The organism is Nocardia otitidiscaviarum (assembly GCF_007362295.1).
GTDB classification, from domain to species: Bacteria; Actinomycetota; Actinomycetes; order Mycobacteriales; family Mycobacteriaceae; genus Nocardia; species Nocardia otitidiscaviarum.
The window spans coordinates 3209106-3228370 of record NZ_CP041695.1 but is presented as its reverse complement, the minus strand read 5'-3'; the positions used below and the strand labels follow the sequence as shown (position 1 = coordinate 3228370).

The 19265-nt window shown below is 69.6% G+C and carries 16 protein-coding genes; 8 read left to right on the top strand and 8 right to left on the bottom strand.

Annotated features, from left to right (window positions below):
- The first annotated feature begins 18 nt into the window (after nt 1-18).
- Nucleotides 19-1182 carry a DUF6777 domain-containing protein gene (locus FOH10_RS14235; RefSeq protein ID WP_143981066.1) on the top strand — a complete coding sequence of 388 codons (1164 nt, stop codon included), beginning with the start codon at nt 19-21 and terminating at the stop codon, nt 1180-1182.
- A 23-nt stretch (nt 1183-1205) separates the two neighbouring features.
- On the opposite strand, the gene FOH10_RS14230 is transcribed toward FOH10_RS14235, so the two are convergent.
- From FOH10_RS14230 to FOH10_RS14210, 5 genes are all read right to left on the bottom strand, one after another.
- Nucleotides 1206-2537, bottom strand: a complete 1332-nt coding sequence (locus FOH10_RS14230; protein ID WP_143981065.1) for a pyridoxal-phosphate dependent enzyme — start codon at nt 2535-2537, stop codon at nt 1206-1208.
- On the bottom strand, nt 2537-3985 hold the full coding sequence (locus FOH10_RS14225; RefSeq protein WP_143981064.1) for a type III PLP-dependent enzyme domain-containing protein: 1449 nt from the start codon (nt 3983-3985) through the stop codon (nt 2537-2539). Before FOH10_RS14225 ends, FOH10_RS14230 begins: the two co-directional genes overlap by 1 nt.
- Nucleotides 3982-5244 (bottom strand): heavy-metal-associated domain-containing protein, encoded by a 1263-nt coding sequence (locus FOH10_RS14220; RefSeq protein WP_143981063.1) that lies wholly within the window; start codon nt 5242-5244, stop codon nt 3982-3984. Before FOH10_RS14220 ends, FOH10_RS14225 begins: the two co-directional genes overlap by 4 nt.
- On the bottom strand, nt 5241-6545 hold the full coding sequence (locus tag FOH10_RS14215; protein WP_244961982.1) for an aminotransferase class V-fold PLP-dependent enzyme: 1305 nt from the start codon (nt 6543-6545) through the stop codon (nt 5241-5243). The genes FOH10_RS14220 and FOH10_RS14215 overlap by 4 nt, the downstream gene beginning before the upstream one ends.
- A gap of 130 nt (nt 6546-6675) precedes the next feature.
- Nucleotides 6676-7203: a DUF2599 domain-containing protein gene (locus FOH10_RS14210; protein ID WP_143981062.1), complete on the bottom strand. Its 528-nt coding sequence runs from the start codon at nt 7201-7203 to the stop codon at nt 6676-6678.
- Between the two features lie 251 nt (nt 7204-7454).
- Between FOH10_RS14210 and FOH10_RS14205 the strand changes: the two genes are divergently transcribed.
- On the top strand, nt 7455-7898 hold the full coding sequence (locus FOH10_RS14205) for an HAD family hydrolase (RefSeq protein ID WP_081592426.1): 444 nt from the start codon (nt 7455-7457) through the stop codon (nt 7896-7898).
- A 142-nt stretch (nt 7899-8040) separates the two neighbouring features.
- Here FOH10_RS14205 and FOH10_RS14200 read toward each other — a convergent pair whose 3' ends face one another.
- Complete coding sequence (locus FOH10_RS14200) at nt 8041-9774, bottom strand: GMC oxidoreductase (RefSeq protein ID WP_143981061.1); 1734 nt, start codon at nt 9772-9774, stop codon at nt 8041-8043.
- 93 nt (nt 9775-9867) lie between these two features.
- Here FOH10_RS14200 and FOH10_RS14195 point away from each other — a divergent pair, with 93 nt between their 5' ends.
- On the top strand, nt 9868-10554 hold the full coding sequence (locus FOH10_RS14195) for a MerR family transcriptional regulator (protein WP_039813629.1): 687 nt from the start codon (nt 9868-9870) through the stop codon (nt 10552-10554).
- Nucleotides 10555-10590: 36 nt separating this feature from the next.
- Here FOH10_RS14195 and FOH10_RS14190 read toward each other — a convergent pair whose 3' ends face one another.
- A complete protein-coding gene (locus tag FOH10_RS14190) occupies nt 10591-11430 on the bottom strand; it encodes a class I SAM-dependent methyltransferase (protein WP_143981060.1) in 840 nt (279 codons plus the stop codon).
- A gap of 132 nt (nt 11431-11562) precedes the next feature.
- Here FOH10_RS14190 and FOH10_RS14185 point away from each other — a divergent pair, with 132 nt between their 5' ends.
- On the top strand, nt 11563-12789 hold the full coding sequence (locus FOH10_RS14185) for a cytochrome P450 (RefSeq protein ID WP_143981059.1): 1227 nt from the start codon (nt 11563-11565) through the stop codon (nt 12787-12789).
- Between the two features lie 492 nt (nt 12790-13281).
- Here the strand turns inward: FOH10_RS14185 and FOH10_RS14180 are convergent, their stop codons facing one another.
- A complete protein-coding gene (locus FOH10_RS14180) occupies nt 13282-14031 on the bottom strand; it encodes an IclR family transcriptional regulator (protein ID WP_143981058.1) in 750 nt (249 codons plus the stop codon).
- Nucleotides 14032-14133: 102 nt separating this feature from the next.
- Here FOH10_RS14180 and FOH10_RS14175 point away from each other — a divergent pair, with 102 nt between their 5' ends.
- The 4 genes from FOH10_RS14175 to ptsP are packed head-to-tail and all read left to right on the top strand — an operon-like array spanning nt 14134 to nt 19196.
- Entirely contained in the window at nt 14134-14886 is a 753-nt protein-coding gene (locus FOH10_RS14175) for an MIP/aquaporin family protein (RefSeq protein ID WP_143981057.1), read from the top strand.
- Nucleotides 14887-14894: 8 nt separating this feature from the next.
- A complete protein-coding gene (dhaK, locus tag FOH10_RS14170; RefSeq protein WP_039813647.1) occupies nt 14895-15896 on the top strand; it encodes a dihydroxyacetone kinase subunit DhaK in 1002 nt (333 codons plus the stop codon).
- Between the two features lie 31 nt (nt 15897-15927).
- On the top strand, nt 15928-16518 hold the full coding sequence (gene dhaL / locus FOH10_RS14165) for a dihydroxyacetone kinase subunit DhaL (RefSeq protein WP_143984087.1): 591 nt from the start codon (nt 15928-15930) through the stop codon (nt 16516-16518).
- The gene (gene ptsP, locus FOH10_RS14160) at nt 16515-19196 is read left to right on the top strand and encodes a phosphoenolpyruvate--protein phosphotransferase (RefSeq protein WP_143981056.1); all 2682 of its coding nucleotides are present in this window, start codon (nt 16515-16517) and stop codon (nt 19194-19196) included. The genes dhaL and ptsP overlap by 4 nt, the downstream gene beginning before the upstream one ends.
- Nucleotides 19197-19265: the final 69 nt, after the last annotated feature.

The window sequence follows — 19265 nt, the reverse complement described above, 5'->3', positions numbered from 1 at the left end:
GGAGTTCTCGCCGTCGTCGTGGTCACCGCATTCGTGTTGACGACCGCCGGAGTTGATTTCCGCGCGGCGCAGCAGGTTCCGATCTCGCCGGGATCCGGCCTGACCGAGATCTATCGCCACGGCGGCGATACGGTCGGCGACGATCCGTTCATTCCCCGACCACCGGCCGGTACCGCCGCCGTGGCGATGCCGAATACCACCCCCGGCGGTCCTACGTCGGGCAGGAGCTTCCAAGGCAGGGAACCCGGGTTCTATGGAGGCGTGCCGAACGAACCCGTAGGCGGACGCGCGGCCACGATAGCGCACTTCGACGCCGATCGTACGGCGGCGGAAGCGGCGGTGGAGGCGCTGAACTCCGACGACCGACTGCGTTGGCGCGACGGCGAGCGATTGTCCGTCGACACCCTGGGGACCTACCTGGCGGAGCTGACACCGGTGGTCCTTCGCGTGGACGTGCGGGTGACCAACCATCTGCTGCGGGCGGGGCGCGCCGTGTCGCAACAGGCTGTTCTGGAGTCGGGAACCGTTGTGCTGGTGGATGTTTTCGGCGTCCCGCGGCTGCGCGGTATCAGCGGGACGCCGCTGACGCGGCCACAGGTGGTGGCCGATCGGCAAGTGGGCTTCACCGGCGACGAATGGGCGGGATTCGATCCGGGCCGGGTCTTCGAGGTCCGGCCCGCGGACGAGGCGCTGACCGTATTGGTCCTGTTCGACTTCACCACCGACAGCACTTTCCAGCGTCCCTGCGGCACGACAGGCGACCGGGACGTCGTCGGCAACGAACCGGAACCATCCGTCCTGCCGAACTCGACCATTACTTCCGCCGCTCCGATCCCACCTCCCACCGCAGAACCCAGTCGGGAGGTGGATGTGTCCGGGGTGTGGATCCTGGCTTCCGAGCACAGCGGTGTCGAGGGAACGCTGACTCGTGAGGGTGACGGGTTCCGGTACTACACGCCGGATACGAGCGACCACATCGGCTGGAACTGCTACCTCGGCGGTCTACCGGGACAGACGGCCACCATGGACTGCACCTCATCGGTGGGTGGCGACACCTACCCCTGGAGTGCGACCGGTCCGATCACCGAAATCCAATGGAACGGCCGTACCAAGCTCAGATTCGACGGAACGACGACCAGTCCCCCCACCGGTGCCACGCGGATGACCCTGACACCCCAGTAGCCGATTCGGGTGACGGAGAGTGATCACACATCGAGTCTCGGTGCCGATTCCATCGGCTTGCCGCTGTCACGCCACGCGGTGACACCGCCGCCCAGACTGGCCGCGTCGTAGCCCGCGCGGCGGGCGAGGGCGGCGTAGTGGCGGGAGACCTCGCCGATGGGGCATAGGAAGACCAGGGGGCGGGAGCGGGGGAAGGGGACGGTGTGGGTGAGCATGTCGTCGAGTTGGTCGTCGCGGATATTGATGGCGCCGGGGACGTGGGCGATGCGGTAGGCCATGGCGCCGCGGGTGTCGACCAGGGTGGGGCGGGCGGTGCTGTCCAGTTCTTCCAGTTCGTCGGGGGTGAGGGTGGGGGTGGCGGCCAGTTCCTCCGGGCTGGGCGGGGTGCGGTGGCGGGCGGGTGCGCCGAACAGGTCGGGGCGGCGTTTGCGGATGTAGGACAGGTACGGTTCGAGGCGGTCGCAGACGATGAAGACGGCCACGGTGGGACGCGAGTCGTCGGGGGAGTCGCGCAGTGCGTCCAGGGCCGCCGTGTAGGCGGCACCGCTGGTGGGTCCGGCCAGGACGCCGTATCCGGTGGCCAGAGCGAGGGTTCCGGTGATGGCGCGGGCGGAGTCGACGGGCACGATGCGGGCGTAGAATTCGGGCTGGAACAGGCCCACATCCCACATCTCGGTCTCGGAGCGGATACCGGGGATGAAATCGCCGCGTTCGGAGACCACCGCGATGGTGCGCAGTTCCGGATTGTGTTTGCGTAGATAGCTGGCCGCGCCCCGGGTGGAGCCGGTGGTGCCGAGCCCGCCGATCAGATAGTCCACCCTCGTGATGCCGTCCCGGGTGAGGTCGTCGTGGATCTCGCGCCCGGTGCCCTGATAGTGCGCCTCGATATTCTTCTCATTCGTGTACTGCGACGGATGATGGTACGCGCCAGGGGCTTTCGCCATCGTCGCCTCGATCACCGAGTACACGTCATTGGGTGCGGTCGGATCGGGGCACTCCGACAGTCCGGGTAGCTCCTCGATCTCGGTGCCGAACAGCCGCAGCAGCTCCCGCACCTCGTCGACCTTGATCCGATTGGTGACCGCCCGCAGCCCCACCCCGTGCACGGCCCCGATAATCCGCAGCGCCTTGGCGGTATTGCCGCTGGACGCCTCGATGAGACTCTGTCCGCGCGCCACGATCTCGTCGAGTTCGTCGCGGATCATGCCCCACGCCACCCGGTCCTTCACCGACCCGAACGGATTGCAGGATTCGAGTTTCGCGTACAACTCGACATGCTCGAGCCCGTGTACGGCGGGGTCGAGCCGCAGCAGCGGCGTATCGCCGATGAGTTCGGTGATGTGGTCGTAGCGCATCACGCCTCCCTCGATCCGACAATCGCCACGGGCTCGTACTCCTCGTCCCGGCACACCCGGAAGCCGTCACCCCGCTGTGCGACAGCGAGTTTCGGCGGCCTCGGATGCATGGACGCGTTCGCCGACGAGAGATCCATGTGATAGGCCCCGGTATTGGGGAAGACGATCACATCGCCCGGCCGCGGCCGCCGCGGCAGCCACACCTTGTGATTGGTGATGAGATCGCGCTCCAGGCACAGCCGTCCGGCCAGGAACACCCCGGCCGGTGCGTCGCCGTGGTCGGTGTCCGGCACGTCGCCGCCGGGCAGCAGCACCGGATCCACCATCACCTCCTGATCGGCGGGTGTGACGGTGTCCCGGCTGACATCGAGATTCACCAGGGTCGTGTCCGCGGCCACATCCTTGACGAACTCCACCCGGGCCGCGGTGATTCCGGCATGATCGACCAGCGCCTTGCCCGGCTCCAGCCAGATGTCGAGCAGATTCTCCGCCGCCAGTCGCGCCATCGCGCGTCCACCGTGCTGTTCGAGTTCCGCGCCGAGCAGATCGGTGAGCATCCGGGTCGCGGGCACGGTATTGGCGTATTTGTGGAACACCGGCGTCCCGTGCACGGCACCGCCGTCGAGATGGAAGCCGAAGGTGTTGCCGCCCCAGGTCAACGCCTCACCACGGCCGAGCAGACCGGCTCGCAGCGCCACCACATAGCGGTCGAAGGCGTCGGCGTCGGAGGTGAACACCTGCCGGAAGCCGCCGCCGATATTCAGCACCGTCGGCACGAGGCCGCATGCGTAGGCGCGTTCGGTGAGTGCGAGGCAGGCCTCCACCGCCCGCACCCGTTCGGCGGGTTCCCCGGAGTCGATATGAAAGGCGAAGCCGCGGAACGCGATCCGGTCCCGATGCGCCGCCAGCAGCGCGAGCGCCTCCTCGGCCTGCCACAGCGGCACCCCGAACCGGCTGACCGGCGTCGCCGGGAAGCCGGACATGCGCAGCAGCAGCGGCACCGGCGCATCCGCCAGCTCCGCCAGCCGCCGCACCTCCCACAGATTATCGGCGTTGACCGTCACCCCGGTGCCCGCCAGAGCACGCAGGAATGCTTCCCCCTTCGGCCCGGTCACCTCGATGCGATCCGTCGCGAAGCCGGCGTCCACCGCGCTCGCCAGCTCGGCCGCCGAGGCGACGTCGATGCCGATGCCCGCCCGTTCGGCGGTGCGGACGAACGCCCGTGACTGATTCACCTTGTGCGCGTAGCAGATTCGATACCCGGTTCCATGCTCGTCGAGCACGTCCCGGAAGTGCCCGAGGTTCTCGGCGAACACCTGCGGGAACACCAGATGCGCGGGCGAACCGAACCGCGCCAACGCGTCGGCCACCGCCCCGGGCGCGTCGATGAACGCGCGGACCAGCGGATGGATCTTCGGCGGCAGGGTCGGCGGTGTGGAAACCGTCATACGGCCGTTTCCGTCGTGGCCGGTGCCGGTGTTTCGACGGTGGGGTTGTAGCCGCTGTCGCGCAGGGCCTCGAAGGCCCGGTGTCGATTGCGCGGGCTGCGGAAGTCGGCGAGCACCCGCTTGGACGCCAGGTCGATGTCGTGCACGGTGATATCCATCGACTCCAGCGTGCCGGTGATGGTGCGCACGCAATGCTGGCAGTTCATGTCCGGCACCCAGAACACGCGGTCCTCGGCGGACAGTTCCGCATCGCCGGTCTCGGCGGCCGCGGTCGTCTCCGCGATGGTGAGCCGCGAGACGATGGCGCAGAACAGTTCCGTGAACCGGTCCACGACCGTCGGCAGGATGCTGTAGTGCTCGCCCTCGATCTGATGCGGCATGGCGGCCAGGCAGGCCGGACGGGTGCCGGGCGGCAGCAGCGCGTACTGGCGTGAGATGAGGTCGAGTTCGTCGTGGTACTTCTCGATGGCGGCCGCGACGCTCAACCCCTCGACCGCGGTGGCGCGGCGCATGATCCGGTGGGCGTCGGCGATGGTGGCGTCCTTCATGGCGCGCAGCGTGGCCACCGTGTCGGCGGAGTAGCGCACGGTGCCGTCGGGTTGCGCGGCCAGCGTCACCGCGATCATGCCGCGCCGATAGGTCGACGCCTGCTGCTCCCAGTACCACCGCGTCGCGACCGCCCCGTAGATGCCGGAATCGCGCATGCCGACCGCGAACTCCACGGGGGTCCGGTAGGGCGTCCACCGTGCCAGCAGCGCATGCTGCGCCAGCGCCCGCCCGGTGGCTTCGATGCCTACCCGGAAGATGTCGATGGGGTCGTGATCGGTGGTGGTGCCGTCGAGCACCGCCCGGTCCCGCTCCGACAGCCGCGAGATCCGCTGCGCCAGAGCCTCGTCGGCGGCCAGGGCATGCCACAGCGTCAGCACGGTCTCGCGCATGGCGATGGGCACGATCGGCCCCAGTCCCCCGGAGTGGTAGTGCCCGGTGTTGGGGATTCCGTCGCTGTCGGTCCACGCGATGCGATGCGTCGCCGAGGTGACCTGATCGGGACGGCACGGCTTCATGAACCGCCCCAGATACAGTCGCTGTGACAGCGTCAGATGCGAGCCGGGCTCGGAACGCATCGGCGCGCAGGTGTATTCGAGCCGCAGCCGCGGCGGCAACTCGGCCGTCGCGAACAGTCCGGGGCGGGCCAGTGTCGCCAGCACGCGGGATGCCGCGCGGCGGTCGTAGCGGGGGTCGTGCCCGTTCATCGTCATCGGACCTCCGTGGCTATGGTGGCGACGCACTCGGTGAAGCGGTCGATGTCATCGACGGTGGTGTAGACGTGCGCGCTGACGCGTACCGAATCCTCGTCCCGCCCGACGGTGTCGGCGGGGACGCAGTGCGCGCCGGTGCGGACCAGGAAACCGTACTCGCTCAACACGAATCCCAGATCGGTGGCGGAGATGCCGGGCAGTGTGAACGACACTGTGCCGTAACCGGTTTCGCACGGGGCGTGGGCGGGGCCGGGAAGGAACTCCAGATCGGGAATGGTGCGCAGGCCCGCGATCAGGCGCTGGGTGAGCGCCCGGTTGTGGGCGGCGATGGCGTCGAGCCCGAACCCCTCGAGCACGTCCAGAGCCGCGCCGAGCGCGAGGATGCCCGGAATATTGTGGGTGCCGCCCTCCAGTAGCCGCGGCATCGCCCCCGTACGCAGCACGGTGTCACCGCGCGGTTCGGCGTCGCCGAGGGACGGCGGAAGGTCCAGCGCGACAGCGGAATTGCCGCCCGGCAGGAACGGGGTGAGTTCCGGATGGCGGCGGCGTCGGCAGTACAGCACCCCGGTACCCGGTGTGCCGAACATCTTGTGGGCGGAGAACACCGCGAAGTCGGCGTTCAGCTCGGTGACGTCGACCGGCAGATGCCCGCCGCTCTGGCTGCAGTCGAAGCACAGCGCGATACCCGGGTCGATCCGCCCCCGCAGTTCCTCGAGCGTGGTCAAAGCCCCGAAGACGTGATGCAGATGCGCGACCGTGATCAGCCGGGTGCGCGGGGTGATCGCGGCGGCGAGATGGTCGATATCGGCCTCCCCGAGCGCGGTCACCCGATAGGGCACCAGCCGGATCTCCCGCCCGAAGGCGCGCAGCAGCTGCCGAAGATGGTGCCACGGATACACATTCGAGCCGTGATCGCGCGGGCTGTACAGGATCTCGTCACCGTCGCGCAGGTTGGTCAGCGCCCAGGACAGCGCCACCGCGTTGAGTCCGGCCGTCGCCCCGCCGGTGAACACCACCTCGTCGGGTTGGGCGCCCAGGAATCCGGCCATCCGTGCTCGCACCCGCTCCAACTCCCGGGTGAGCGTCGTGGCCCACGGGTAGGTGCCGCGCCCGGCGTTGGCGGTCTGCCGGGAGTGATACCGGTCGACGGCCTCGATGACCGGTCGCGGTTTCTGCGTGGTGGAGGCGCTGTCGAGGTAGACGGCGGTATCGTCGAGGGCGGGGAACAGCTCCCGCGCACCCGCCAGCGCGGTCTCCCGGGCGAGGTTCGGCCCGGCGGACGGAGTCGCTGATGACCGCACCGTGCCGCTCCCTCCGAGGAGTATGCGCTTCGACGACACCCACGATACGCAACTTTCAGGTTGGACTCGAAGGTTCTCGCGGGCAACCGCTTTCGCCGCGACCGTCTCGTTATGGCCGCCGCGGCGCTGTTCAGCGCTCCGGGCCGCCCGGATTGCACAGCGCGTTCACCGTCTCCTGGTAGCCGACGGCCGGTCGCCACGGCTCCAGGTTCCAGCTCGGCTTGTCGGGGTTCACCAGTCGCGCCCACTCCCAGTGACACCGGAACTGGTCCCACATGCCGGGTGTGTCGGCGTCGGGGGACAGGGTGAGGATCTCCCGCCAGGCCCGGTCGGCGGCGGTCGGGAACCGGTCGGCGCGGCCCGCGTCGGTCGGATAGACGAGCAGCCGACGGCCGTCGACGGCGTCGGTCCATTCGGTGCGGTCGATGAGCGGCATCCCGGCGTACACATCGGGCGGCAGCGTGGTCGGAGCGGCGATATCGGCGGGCGTGGGTGCGGCCAGCGCTTGGATGGGCGGGGCGGGCGGCTCGGAATGTGCTGCCGGTTCCAGCGAACCGATCACCACCGGCGCGGATTCCTGGGAAGCACCGCAGCCCGAGAGGGCGAGCGCCGTCGCACCCGCGAGCACTACCCCCGAGAATCTTGTGCGGTGCCGCATGGGCTCCTCCACTTCCTACACTGTTCCGCTGCGGAAACCGACGCTACCAGCGATGAATCCACCATCACTTTTGCGTCAACGCACCCCGCCCCGATTCGGTTCCACTGGTGCTCTGGCCCAGACGGACCATACGATGTCACGCGCAGGGTGCCCTTCGCCACGAGCGCGGACCCCGCATCGAGGTATCCGGATGATTGCTCGACGTGTGAAGGCAGGAGATGTCACCGACTGTGAAATGTCTTGTCTGGGAAGTGGACAAGACACTGTGGGACGGGGTGGTGAGCGATTCCACCAGCGGAGCGCTGCGCCCCGACGCGGTACGGGCCCTGCGCATACTGGGGGAGCGTGGCATCCTGCACGCGGTCGCCAGCCGCGGTGAATGGTCGTGGACCGACGCGGAACTGCGCCGCCACGGACTGCACGACCGCTTCGCGGTCATCGAGGTGGGGTGGGGCCGCAAGTCCGCCGCCATCGGCCGTATCGCCCAGACCCTCGGACTGCACCTGGACAATATCGGCTATATCGACGCCGAACCGCTCGAACGCAGCGAGGTCGCCCACGCCCTGCCGCAGGTCCGCTGCTACGCGGCGCGGCATGTGGACGTGCTGTCGGCTCTGCAGGAGTTCCGCGCCCCGGCCGGCACCGCGCCGCCGCCCACCTCCCCGATGGGGTTCGCGCACGTCTTCGGCAGCTGACCGGGCCGCCGCCGAAGCGGCGACCGGCGCTGACTCGGAGTGAGTGTCCGGCATGAGCGGCCAGTCATCTCCAGCGCGGACCGAGTCGTGTCCGGCGGGAGTGCCGGGCGGCATCGGGCGCGAGCGTGCACGGCGTGCACGTTCAGGCGGGCGTCGATTCGGCCTGCCCGCCGCCGCGGATCTCCACGATCGGCAGCACCAGCGCCGCCGGAGCCGACGCCGGGACCACCGGCTGCTTCGGCGCCACGGGTGCGATGCGCCGGTAACCCCGCCCCTGCTCCGGGCGGGTATCGGCCTCGCCCTTGTTGGGCCACATGGCCGCCGCGCGTTCGGCCTGCGCGGTGATGGTGAGCGACGGGTTCACGCCCAGGTTCGCCGACACCGCCGCACCATCCACCACGCTCAGCGTCGGATAGCCGTACACCCGGTGGTAGGGGTCGATGACGCCGTGGTCGGGATCCGCGCCGATGGCCGCACCGCCCAGGAAGTGCGCGGTGAGCGGGATGTTGAACACCTCGCCCCAGGAGCCGCCCGCCACGCCGCCGATCTTGTCGGCCACCCGCCGCGTCACCTCGTTGCCGACCGGGATCCAGGTCGGATTGGGTTCCCCATGGCCCTGTTTCGAGGTCAGCTTGCGGCCGAACAGGCCGCGCTTGGTGTAGGTGGTGATGGAATTGTCGAGGTGCTGCATCACCAGCGAGATGATGGTGCGCTCGCTCCAGTTCTTCACGCTCAGGAACTGCACCAGCATGAGCGGATGCAACAGCACCGTCCACAGGAAGCGCAGCCAGCGCGGCACCCGGCCGCCACCGTCCACCATGAGGGTCTGCAGCAGGCCCATGGCGTTGGAGCCCTTGCCGTAGCGCACCGGTTCGATATGGGTGTCGAGCGTGGGGTGGATGGATGAGGTGATGGCGACGCCGCGGGTGAAGTCGCGGTCGGGATTCACTTTCCGGGTGGCCGCGCCGACGATGGACTCGGAGTTGGTGCGGGTGAGCACGCCCAGCCGATCGGACAGGCCCGGCAGCACACCCTTGTCGCGCATGGCGAACAGCAGCTTCTGGGTGCCGCGCGTCCCCGCCGCCAGCACCACGTTGGCGGCGGTGTAGGTCTTGGGCTGCTTGCGCAGCAGCGCGCCCGTGCGGGTGGTGTCGACGTCCCAGGTGCCGTCCGGCAGCGGGCGCAGCGCCTTGACCGTGGTCATCGGGACGATCTGTGCCCCGGCCCGCTCCGCGAGGTACAGGTAGTTCTTGACCAGGGTGTTCTTGGCGTTGTGGCGGCAGCCGGTCATGCACTCGCCGCATTCGATGCAGCCGGTGCGGTCCGGGCCGACGCCGCCGAAGAACGGGTCGGCGACGGTTGTGCCCGGCTCGCCGAAGAAGACGCCCACCGGGGTCTGGACGAAGGTGTCGCCCACGCCCATATCGTCGGCGACCTGCTTGAACACCTCGTCGGCTGGGGTCAGGTGCGGGTTCTGCACCACGCCGAGCATCTTGCGCGCCTGCTCGTAGTAGGGCATGAGTTCGTCGCGCCAGTCGGTGATATCGCGCCACTGGGCGTCGGTGAAGAACGGCTCCGGCGGCACGTACAGGGTGTTGGCGTAGTTGAGCGATCCGCCGCCCACGCCCGCGCCGGCCAGGATCAGCACATTGCGCAGCGGATGGATGCGCTGGATCCCGTAGCAGCCCAGGGCCGGTGCCCACAGGAACTTCCGGAGATCCCAACTGGTGTCGGGCAGTTCGTCGTCGGCGTAGCGTTGCCCGGCCTCCAGGATGCCGACCCGGTATCCCTTCTCGACCAGGCGCAGCGCGGTGACGCTGCCACCGAATCCGGATCCGACGATGAGCACGTCGAAATCGGTTTCGCGCTGGGACATGCGGAACTCCTCGGTGTCGGCGGTGACGCGCGTTACGCTAACGCGGACAGTTGCCACTGTCAACGAAGGCCGTCCCGACTCTATGCTGGGCCGGTGCCTCGCTTCAGCCGTACTCAACTCGCCGATCTGAGCGGTATCCCGGCGCGCACCATCCGCTACTACCACTCGCTCGGCCTGCTGCCGAAACCCGGCCGGGCCGGGAAAGAGGTCGTCTACGGCGACGACCACCTGGAACGGCTGCGCGACATCGCCGCCATGCGGGCGCGCGGCCTGCGACTCGACGCCATTCGCGAGGTGCTCGCCACCGATACCGTGGCGGCGGACTGGCGGACCCTGTTCGACCCGCGCCACTCGGTCTCCGCCGATCAGGTCGTGGACATCTCCGACGAGGCGCTGTCGGATCTACTCGGCGACCGCCGCACCGAGATCCTCGACGACCTGATCGCCGCCAATTATCTGGAACGGCGCGCGGACGGCTGGCGGGTGCCGGATCTGCCCATGCTCAAGGGCGCGCTGATCCTCTACGACATCGGCACCGACATCACCCTCAGCGGCGCACTGCGCAAACTCATCCGCGCGCACATCGCCGACCTGGCCGACGAGATGGCGCGCACCTTCCGCGACGCGGCCGCCACCAGCTACGGCGGCGAGGGCCTCGGCACCGATCTGATGCGCTTCCGCGACCGCTTCCGTGCGGCGGCGTGGGAGGTCGGCGGGGCGACCCTCGCCGACGAGATCGAGCGTGCCGTCAGGGAACTCGACGCGGACGCGGAGCGCTGACCGGTCACGTGCCTCCAGACGAGCCTCCGTCGTCGGTCAGGGGCGGGCGAAGATGACGGGTTTGTCGTCGGCCTCGATCCTGTCGGTCGCTGGGAATTCCACGGTGATGCTCGGGTGGACGGCGGCGAGCGCTTCGAGAGCGGCCCGGCTGTAGTGCCGCAGACAGGTGATGAAGGAGTCGTGGACGGTCGGCAGGATCGCCGACCACCGTGAGCCCAGACGGAACAGCATCACCGCGCCCACCACCGGCGGGAGGATCAGGTAGCGCAGCAGCAGCTTGCTCGGTTCCTCGGGGCGAATCCCGTCGATCACAAGGAATTTCGCGCCCACGCGCGTGGCTTCGCTGATTGCTCGCGCGGCCGCGCCGGGGGGCAGGTGATGGAATCCGGCGGCGAGCACCACCATATCCACGCTGTTGTCGGGCGCGTCGATGGCGGTAGCGTCGATACACCGCACGGTGGCGCGGGGATGAGAGCCGAGCGGCCCGGCCGCTATCGCGGCGACCAAGGCGGGGTCGATGTCGGAGACGGTGACCAGTGCGCCGGGATGCAGGTCGAGGACTCGCTGGGAGAGCAGGCCGTGACCTGCACCGAGTTCCAGAATGCGGGGCTGTGCGATATCGGCCACCATGTCCGCCACCAGGCGAGCGTTGGCTTCGTGCGTGCCGTAGTGGGTGCCGATTTGCACGAGTGCGCCGATCACGGCCTGTTTGATCGAATCGGGGACGTCGGAGCGGTCGGTGTACTCCAGGTGCGCGGTTTGCAGCCAGCGGTCCGCCAAACGCGCATTCGGCCCACCTCGAGGCATGGAGTCGATATCGGTTGAGATGCGCTGCGTGGCCACCAATTTCCCTTCAAGGCCGAAGTAGTCCCCCATGATCTACCACACGGCAAGCGGGGACAGAACGCCGCAGCGCTCCATTCCGGGAGGGCGTTCTCGCCTCGCCCCGGGTGCCGCGGTGCGCCAGAATGGCTGTGCCCCAACACGCTAACCTGAGCAAGGACTGCAATGCCCGAAACCTCGACCGCCGCTGATCTGCCCCGCTACCCGGGGCGCAGGTCGCCGCGCTGCCCGTTCGATCCTGCCGCCGAGATCAGCGACCTCGCCGCGGCCGCACCGATATCCACGGTGCGGATCTGGGACGGGAAGACGCCGCATCTGGTCACCGGGCATGCCGAGGTCCGCGCGCTGCTCACCGACGAGCGTGTCAGCTGCGACAACCACCGGCCGGAGTACCCGCACATCACCGAAGGCATGGCGGCGGTGATGCAGGCCAGCCCGTACACGATGTTCAACACCGACGGCACCGAGCACGCGCGCTTTCGGCGGATGTGGGCCAAGCCGTTCACGCCCAAACGGCTCGATGCGATCCGCCCGCTGATCCAGAAGCATGTGGACGCCACGGTGGACGCGATGCTGGCGCAGGGCAATTCGGCTGATCTGGTTACCGCGCTCGCGCTGCCGGTGCCGTCGCTGCTGATCTGTGAGCTGCTCGGCGTCCCCTACGCCGATCACGACTTCTTCCAGCACCACACCACGGTCGGGTTCTCCGGCCACGCGTCCGCTGAGGACCAGCAGGCGAGCACGGTGCAGATGCTGACGTTCCTCACCGGGCTGATCGAAACCTATACGCGTGAGCCGGGTGACGGGCTGCTGTCGGACCTGGCCGGGTATGTGCGCGACGGCGAACTCCAGACGTGGGAGGCCGCGTTCCAGGCGGTCGGGTTCCTCGCGGCCGGACACGAGACGACCGCGAACATGATCGGGCTCAGCGTCATCGCCCTGCTGGAACGTCCTGACGACTTGGCGGTCATCCGGGACACCGACGACCCGGCAGTGCTCGAACGGGCCGTGGACGAGCTGATCCGCTACATGAGCGTCGTGGACACCGGGTTGCGCCGAATCGCGGTGGAGGACATCGAGATCGGCGGCCGGACCATCCGTGCGGGCGACCCGATCGTGTTCGACCTGGCCACCGCGAACCGGGATACGCGGGTCTTCACCGACCCCGACCGACTCGATATCCGGCGCGCGAACGCGGGCGCGCATGTCGCGTTCGGGGCGGGCCGTCACCAGTGCATCGGGTTGCAGCTGACCCGCATCGAACTGGGGATCACATTGCAGACGCTGTTCCGGCGGCTGCCGGGATTGCGGTTGACGACACCGGTCTCGGACATCGCCTTCAAATACGACGCGCTGGTCTACGGCGTCGCAGCGCTGCCTGTGGAGTGGTGAACGCGCCACCGGCCGGGGTGCGCGGCAGCTGACGCCGGACAACGGTCGACGCACAGGCCCCGGTCGGGCGTCAGTCCTCGGACCGCACGAACACAGTCATCTTCCAGCCCTGTGCCGGGAAGTCCTGCCCGCAGGAGATGATCTCGTGCTCCTGGGCACCATGCCCGCCGCCATCGTCCGGAAGGCCAGGGCCAGCCCGCCCGCGACGGTAGCCCACGAATCCCCGAAGACCTCCTTGGCGGCGGGGTTGGTCACCACGTCTTCCAGCAGGTTGACCGGGCGCCGCCGGATGCGGGGGACGCAGGAACGGCGCGTATTCCAACATCCTGGCAGGCGAGGATATCCACGAAGGTGTTGCGGGCCGACGGTTCTGGGTCGTGGCCGGTCGCGAGGTCCGGGCCGACGAGTTGAGCTTCGGTGACGTCCTCGACCGGCAGGGTTCCCGAGGCGTGGGTGGAGACGGCCGTGGAGCGGGTCGAGTGAGCGGCTGAGTTATCCGCTGCCGTGCGGTACCGGCCAGCGGCCCGAGCCCAGTTCGCGCGAGATGGTGCGGGCGGCGGTGCGCACCGCGTCCACGACGGTCTCGGGGGCGGGCCAGTCGGCGGTGGGCAGTACCACGCCGACCGCGCCGACGACCGCGCCGGTGTTGTCGAAAATCGCTCCGGCGATACAGGATTCGCCGAGCACGGCCTCGTCGCGCTCGAGGGCGATACCGGAGTGGGCCACCGGGCGCAGATGTTCGGCGAGGTCGTCGGCGGAGGTGATGGTGTCGCCGGTCATGCTGCGCAGGGTGCCGGTTTCGGTGCGGGGCAGGAAGGCCAGGATGGCCTTGCCCAGGGCGCTGGCGTGGGCGGGGATCTCGATGCCGAGTTCGGGCATCTGACGGCTGCCGTCCGGGCTGGGTTCGTGGTGGATGATCACCACGTCGTCGCCGAAGAGCACGCCGACGCGGACCGCGCGGCCGGTGCGGTGGGCGAGGTCGTGCGCCCAGGTGAGGGCGCGGGCGCGCAGATCGAGGGTGTCGAGGTAGACATTGCCCAGGCGCAGCACCGCGGGGCCGAGTTGGTAGCGGCCGCCGCCGTGCTCCTGCACGACCACGCCGTGCGCGGTCAGGGTGCGCACGATGCCGTGCACGGTGGTCGCGGCCAATCCCAGCTCGGCGGCCAACTCGGACAGCGTCATCCGCCGCGCGCCCTGGAGGGCGAACAGGATGCGGACGGCGCGGTCGACGGACTGGATCATGCGATCACCTTTCGGGGGCCCTTGTGACCCGAGCCACAACACCGTACTCTACGAACTCTATTCGACATTATCGAATGGTGTTCGACATATCTGGAGTACCTCATGGATGGACTGCGGACACCGCAGCGTCTCGCGGCGGAAGTGCTCGGCACGGCATTCCTCGTCTTCATCGGCGTCGGGTCGGTCCCGGCGACGCTCATCGTCAACGGCGACGCGCCGTTCACCATGGCAGACCTGGGCATGATCTCGTTGGCGTTCGGCACGGTCGTGGTCGCGACCGTCTACGCCTTCGGACATGTGTCAGGTAATCACATCAACCCGGCGGTCACCCTCGCCCTCGCGGTGTCCGGGCAGTTCCCGTGGCGGCAGGTCCCCGCCTACCTCGCCGCGCAGCTGGTCGGAGCGGTACTCGGCGCGCTGGCCATCCTCGGCACCCTCGGCGACCGCGCCAGCGAGGTGGGGCTCGGCATCGCCGCCTACGGCACGGATGTGGGTGCGGGACAGGCGTTCATCGCCGAATTCGTCGGCACCTTCATCCTGGTGCTGACCGTCCTGCTGGTCGTACACCGCGCCGCCGCACCGGGATTCGCGGGCGTGGCGATCGGGCTCGTGGTCTTCGCCGCCATCATCCCGGTGGCCCCGGCCACGGGAGCGTCCATCAATCCCGCCCGCACCCTCGGGCCGATGCTGGTGCAGCAGGTGTGGGGCGGCGACGTGCACTGGGGTCAGGCCCCGGTCTACCTGGCCGCCGAATTCCTCGCCGGGGTGGCCGCGGCCGCCACCGCGTACGCCCTCACCCGCACCTCGCACCGCCTCGGCGCGACCGCCGAACCGGTCGAATCGACCGTCCGATAGGAGATCTCGTGAAGAAGCTCATCAACGATCCCGCCGATGTGGTCGACGATGCCCTGGCCGGTATGGCGGCCGCGCATCCGGAGCTGCGCATCGACGAGAAGAACCGCGTGATCCTGCGCGCCGACGCCCCGACCCCCGGCAAGGTCGGCCTGGTGTCGGGCGGCGGCTCCGGTCACGAACCGCTGCACGGCGGCTTCGTCGGCCGCGGCATGCTCGACGCCGCGTGCGCCGGTGAGGTTTTCACCTCCCCGGTGCCCGACCGCATCCTGGCCGCCACCACCGCCGTGGACGCGGGTGCGGGCGTGCTGCACATCGTGAAGAACTACACCGGCGACGTCATGAACTTCGAGATGGCCGCCGAACTGGCGGCGGCCGAATCCGGTACCGAGGTGGTGTCGGTGGTCGTCGACGACGATGTGGCCGTGCGCGACAGCCTCTACACCGCCGGGCGGCGCGGCGTCGGCGGCACCCTGGTGGTGGAGAAGCTGGCGGGCGCGGCCGCCGAGGCGGGCCGGCCGCTGCCCGAGGTGGCAGCCGTGGCTCGCCGCGCCAATGCCGAAACCCGCAGCATGGGTGTGGCATTGACCTCGTGCACGGTGCCCGCCGCCGGTCGGCCCACCTTCGAACTGGGCGAGGCGGAGATGGAACTGGGCATCGGCATCCACGGCGAACCCGGACGGCGACGCCTGCCGCTGGCCTCCGCCCGGGAGATCGCCGAGCTGCTGGTCGAACCCCTGCTGTCGGATCTGCCGTATCGGTCCGGCGACCGGGTCATCTGTTTCGTCAACGGGATGGGCGGCACGCCGCTGCTCGAGCTGTACGTGATGTACAACGAGGTCGCGCGGGTGCTGCGGGCACACGGCGTCGAGGTGGTCCGGTCACTGGTCGGCCCGTATGTCACCAGTCTGGACATGGCGGGATGCTCGGTGACGGTGACCCGGGTCGACGACGAACTGTTGGAACTATGGGATGCGCCGGTGCGGACACCGGCCCTGAACTGGGGAGTGTGACACCGTGACAAGTATCGACGTGCGGCGCTGGATGCGTGAATTCGCCACGCTGATCGATGAGCATGCCGATGAGCTCACCGCCCTCGACGCCGCCATCGGCGACGCCGACCACGGCAGCAACATGCAACGCGGCGCGCGGGCGATCGCGGCCGAATTCGATTCCGCGGCTCCTGATTCCGCCGCCGCAGCGATCAAACAGGCGGGTATGGTGCTGGTCCGCTCGGTCGGCGGGGCCAGCGGGCCGCTGTACGGCACCTTCCTGCTGCGGATGGCCGCGACCACCACCGGCGAACTCGACGCCGACACCTTCGGCAAGGCCGTGCGCGCCGGTATCGACGGTGTGGTGGCGCGCGGCAAGGCCCAGACCGGGGACAAGACCATGTACGACGCCCTGGCTCCGGCCGCCGACGCCTTCGATTGCAGCATGGCCGCCGGAGCGGATTTCGCGGCCGCCCTGGACGCCATGGTGACGGCCGCCGCCGCGGGCCGCGACGCGACGGTACCGATGCAGGCCCGCAAGGGCCGCGCCTCCTATCTGGGGGAACGCAGTGTCGGACATCAGGATCCGGGTGCCACCAGCGCGGTGCTGCTGCTGCGCGCGGCCCGGCGGGCGGTGCGATGACCGGCATCGTCGTCGTCTCCCACAGCCGTGCGCTCGCCCGGTCCGCGGCGGCCTTGGCCGCCGAGATGCTGCACGACAGTTCGGTGCGCATCGAGATCGCGGCCGGACTGGACGAGCACACCCTCGGCACCGACGCCACGGCGGTCGCGGCCGCCATCACGGCCGCCGACAGCGGTGCCGGTGTCCTGATCCTCATGGACCTCGGCAGCGCGATCCTGTCCGCCGAACTCGCCTTGGACCTGCTCGACGGTCCGCACCGGGTACGGCTGTGCGCGGCACCGCTGGTCGAGGGCCTGGTGGCCGCGGCCGTATCCGCCGCCGGGGGAGCCGATCTCGACCAGGTGGCCGACGAGGCGGAACACGCACTCGACGCCAAGCGAACACAGCTGGCGACATCCGGACCGGCGGCGCTCGATCCGGTGGCGACCGATGCGGGGCGGCCAACGGGCAGCACTGCCGACGGAGATCGTACGGACGCGTCCTCGGCGCCTGCCGGAGGCTCGGGGGAGGATCCGGTGCGCGCAGTCGTCGTGGTGGCCAACGAGCACGGCCTGCATGCCCGTCCCGCCGCGCGGCTGGTGGCGGCGGTGAGCGGTCGCGACGCCCAGGTGCAGGTCAGGAATCTGAGCACCGGATCGCCGTCGGTGTCGGGCCGCAGCCTGAGCCGGATCGCGGCGCTCGGTGTGCGCGCCGGGCACGAGGTGGAGATCACGGCCAGCGGCCCGGACGCACAGGCGGCGGTCGATGCCGTCGTGGATCTGGCGGCGCGCCACTTCGACGAGCGGCCCACGGGTGTCGCGGCGAGCCCTTCGGCCGAAAGAGCCGCGACCGGAAGAGCTGTATTCGGCAACACTGCGGCCGACAACGCCGCGGCCGAACGCTCTGGGGCCGACAGTGCTGCGGCCGAAAGCTCTGGGGCCGACAGTGTTCCGGCCGACAGTGCTCCGGCCATGAGCCCGCTCCCCGAAAGCGCTCTGTCCGAAGGCACTCCACTGTCGGCCGGGCGGCGTCACCACGAGTCCGAGCGGACCGGTCCGCTGGCGGCGGCCTCGGGTATCGGGATCGGACCGGCATGGCGGCTCGATACCGCCGACTTCGACCTGGACGACAGCCGCGCCGAGGCCCCCACCGCGGAAACCGAACACTTCGACGGCGCGCTCACGACCGTGCGCGGTCGCATCGACGCCGATATCGCGCGCGCCCGGACGGACGACACCGCCAGGGAGATCTTCGCGGCGCACCGACTGCTGTTGGACGATGACGACCTCACCGCATCGGTACGCGCGCGCATCGCCCAGGGCCGGTCGGCCGCCGTCGCGGTGGCAGCCGTCTTCGACAGCGCCGCCGATGAGTTGGCGGCGCTGCCCGACGAGTATCAGCGGGCACGCGCCGCCGATGTGCGCGCGGTGCGTGATCAACTGCTCTCGGCTCTGCTGGGGCACACCACCGAGATCACCAGCCGCGCGGGCATCCTGGTGGCCGCTGATCTCACGCCCGCACAGGTCGCCGGGCTCGACCGCGACCTGGTCACCGGCATCGTGCTGGCGCAGGGCAGCCCCACCGCGCACAGCGCGATTCTGGCCCGCACCAGGGGAATTCCCGCCGTCGTCGCGGCCGGTCCGCAGGTGTTGACCGTGCCCGAGCAGACGCTGCTGGCGCTCGACGGCGATACCGGCGAACTCGTCATCGCCCCGGATGCCGACACCCTCGCCGCATTCACCGCGCGAGCCGACGCACAGCGGGCCCGGCGGAGCGCCGCCGATGCGGCCGCACAGGAGCCCGCGGTGACCCGCGACGGAGTCGAGATCCAGGTCGCCGCGAACGTCGGCAGTGTGGCGGACGCGGCGGACGCGGTGCGCGGCGGTGCGGACGGCGCGGGACTGGTCCGCACCGAATTCCTCTTCCTCGATCGGGCCGACGCCCCGTCCGCCGCGGAGCAGGAGCAGGTGTACCGGGACCTGGCGACTACCTTCGACGGACGCCCGATGGTGCTGCGCACCCTCGATGTGGGCGGTGACAAACCACTGCCGTACCTCGCTCAGCCGGTGGAGGCGAATCCTTTTCTCGGACAGCGCGGTATCCGTCTCGCCCTGGCGCATCCGCACCTGCTGCGCGAGCAGCTGAGCGCCGTCGTGCGGGTGGCCGCGGACCATCCGATCGGGGTGATGTTCCCGATGGTGACCGACGTACGAGAGATCGACGCGGGCCGGAGGATGCTGGAAGAGGTGGCCCCCGAGGGGCTTTCGCTCGAGGTCGGCATCATGGTGGAGGTGCCCGCCACGGCGGCGAAAACGGCGGAGCTGGCCGAGCACGTGGACTTCTTCAGCATCGGCACCAATGACCTCACCCAGTACGCGCTGGCGGTCGAGCGGGGCAACGAGGCCGTGGCCGCGCTGGCGGACGCCCTCGATCCCGGAGTGCTGCGGTTGATCGACATGGTCTGCCGGGGTGCGGGCGGGGCGCGGGTGGCGGTCTGCGGCGAGTTGGCCTCCGACCCGGTGGCGGTGCCGATCCTGCTGGGTCTCGGCGTCACCGAGCTCAGTGTCGCACCCGCCGCCGTCCCGCTGATCAAGGCCGCCGTGCGGACGCTGGACCACGCGGCCTGCGTGGACCTGGCCGCGCGGGCACTGCGCTGTGCCACCGCCACCGCGGTGCGCGGGCTGCCGCGTCCGGCCTGATCGCGGTGGGCCGGGCGGATTGCCGAGGAGTCGCCGTGTCCGGCATCACCAACCGGTTGGTCTGCTCAT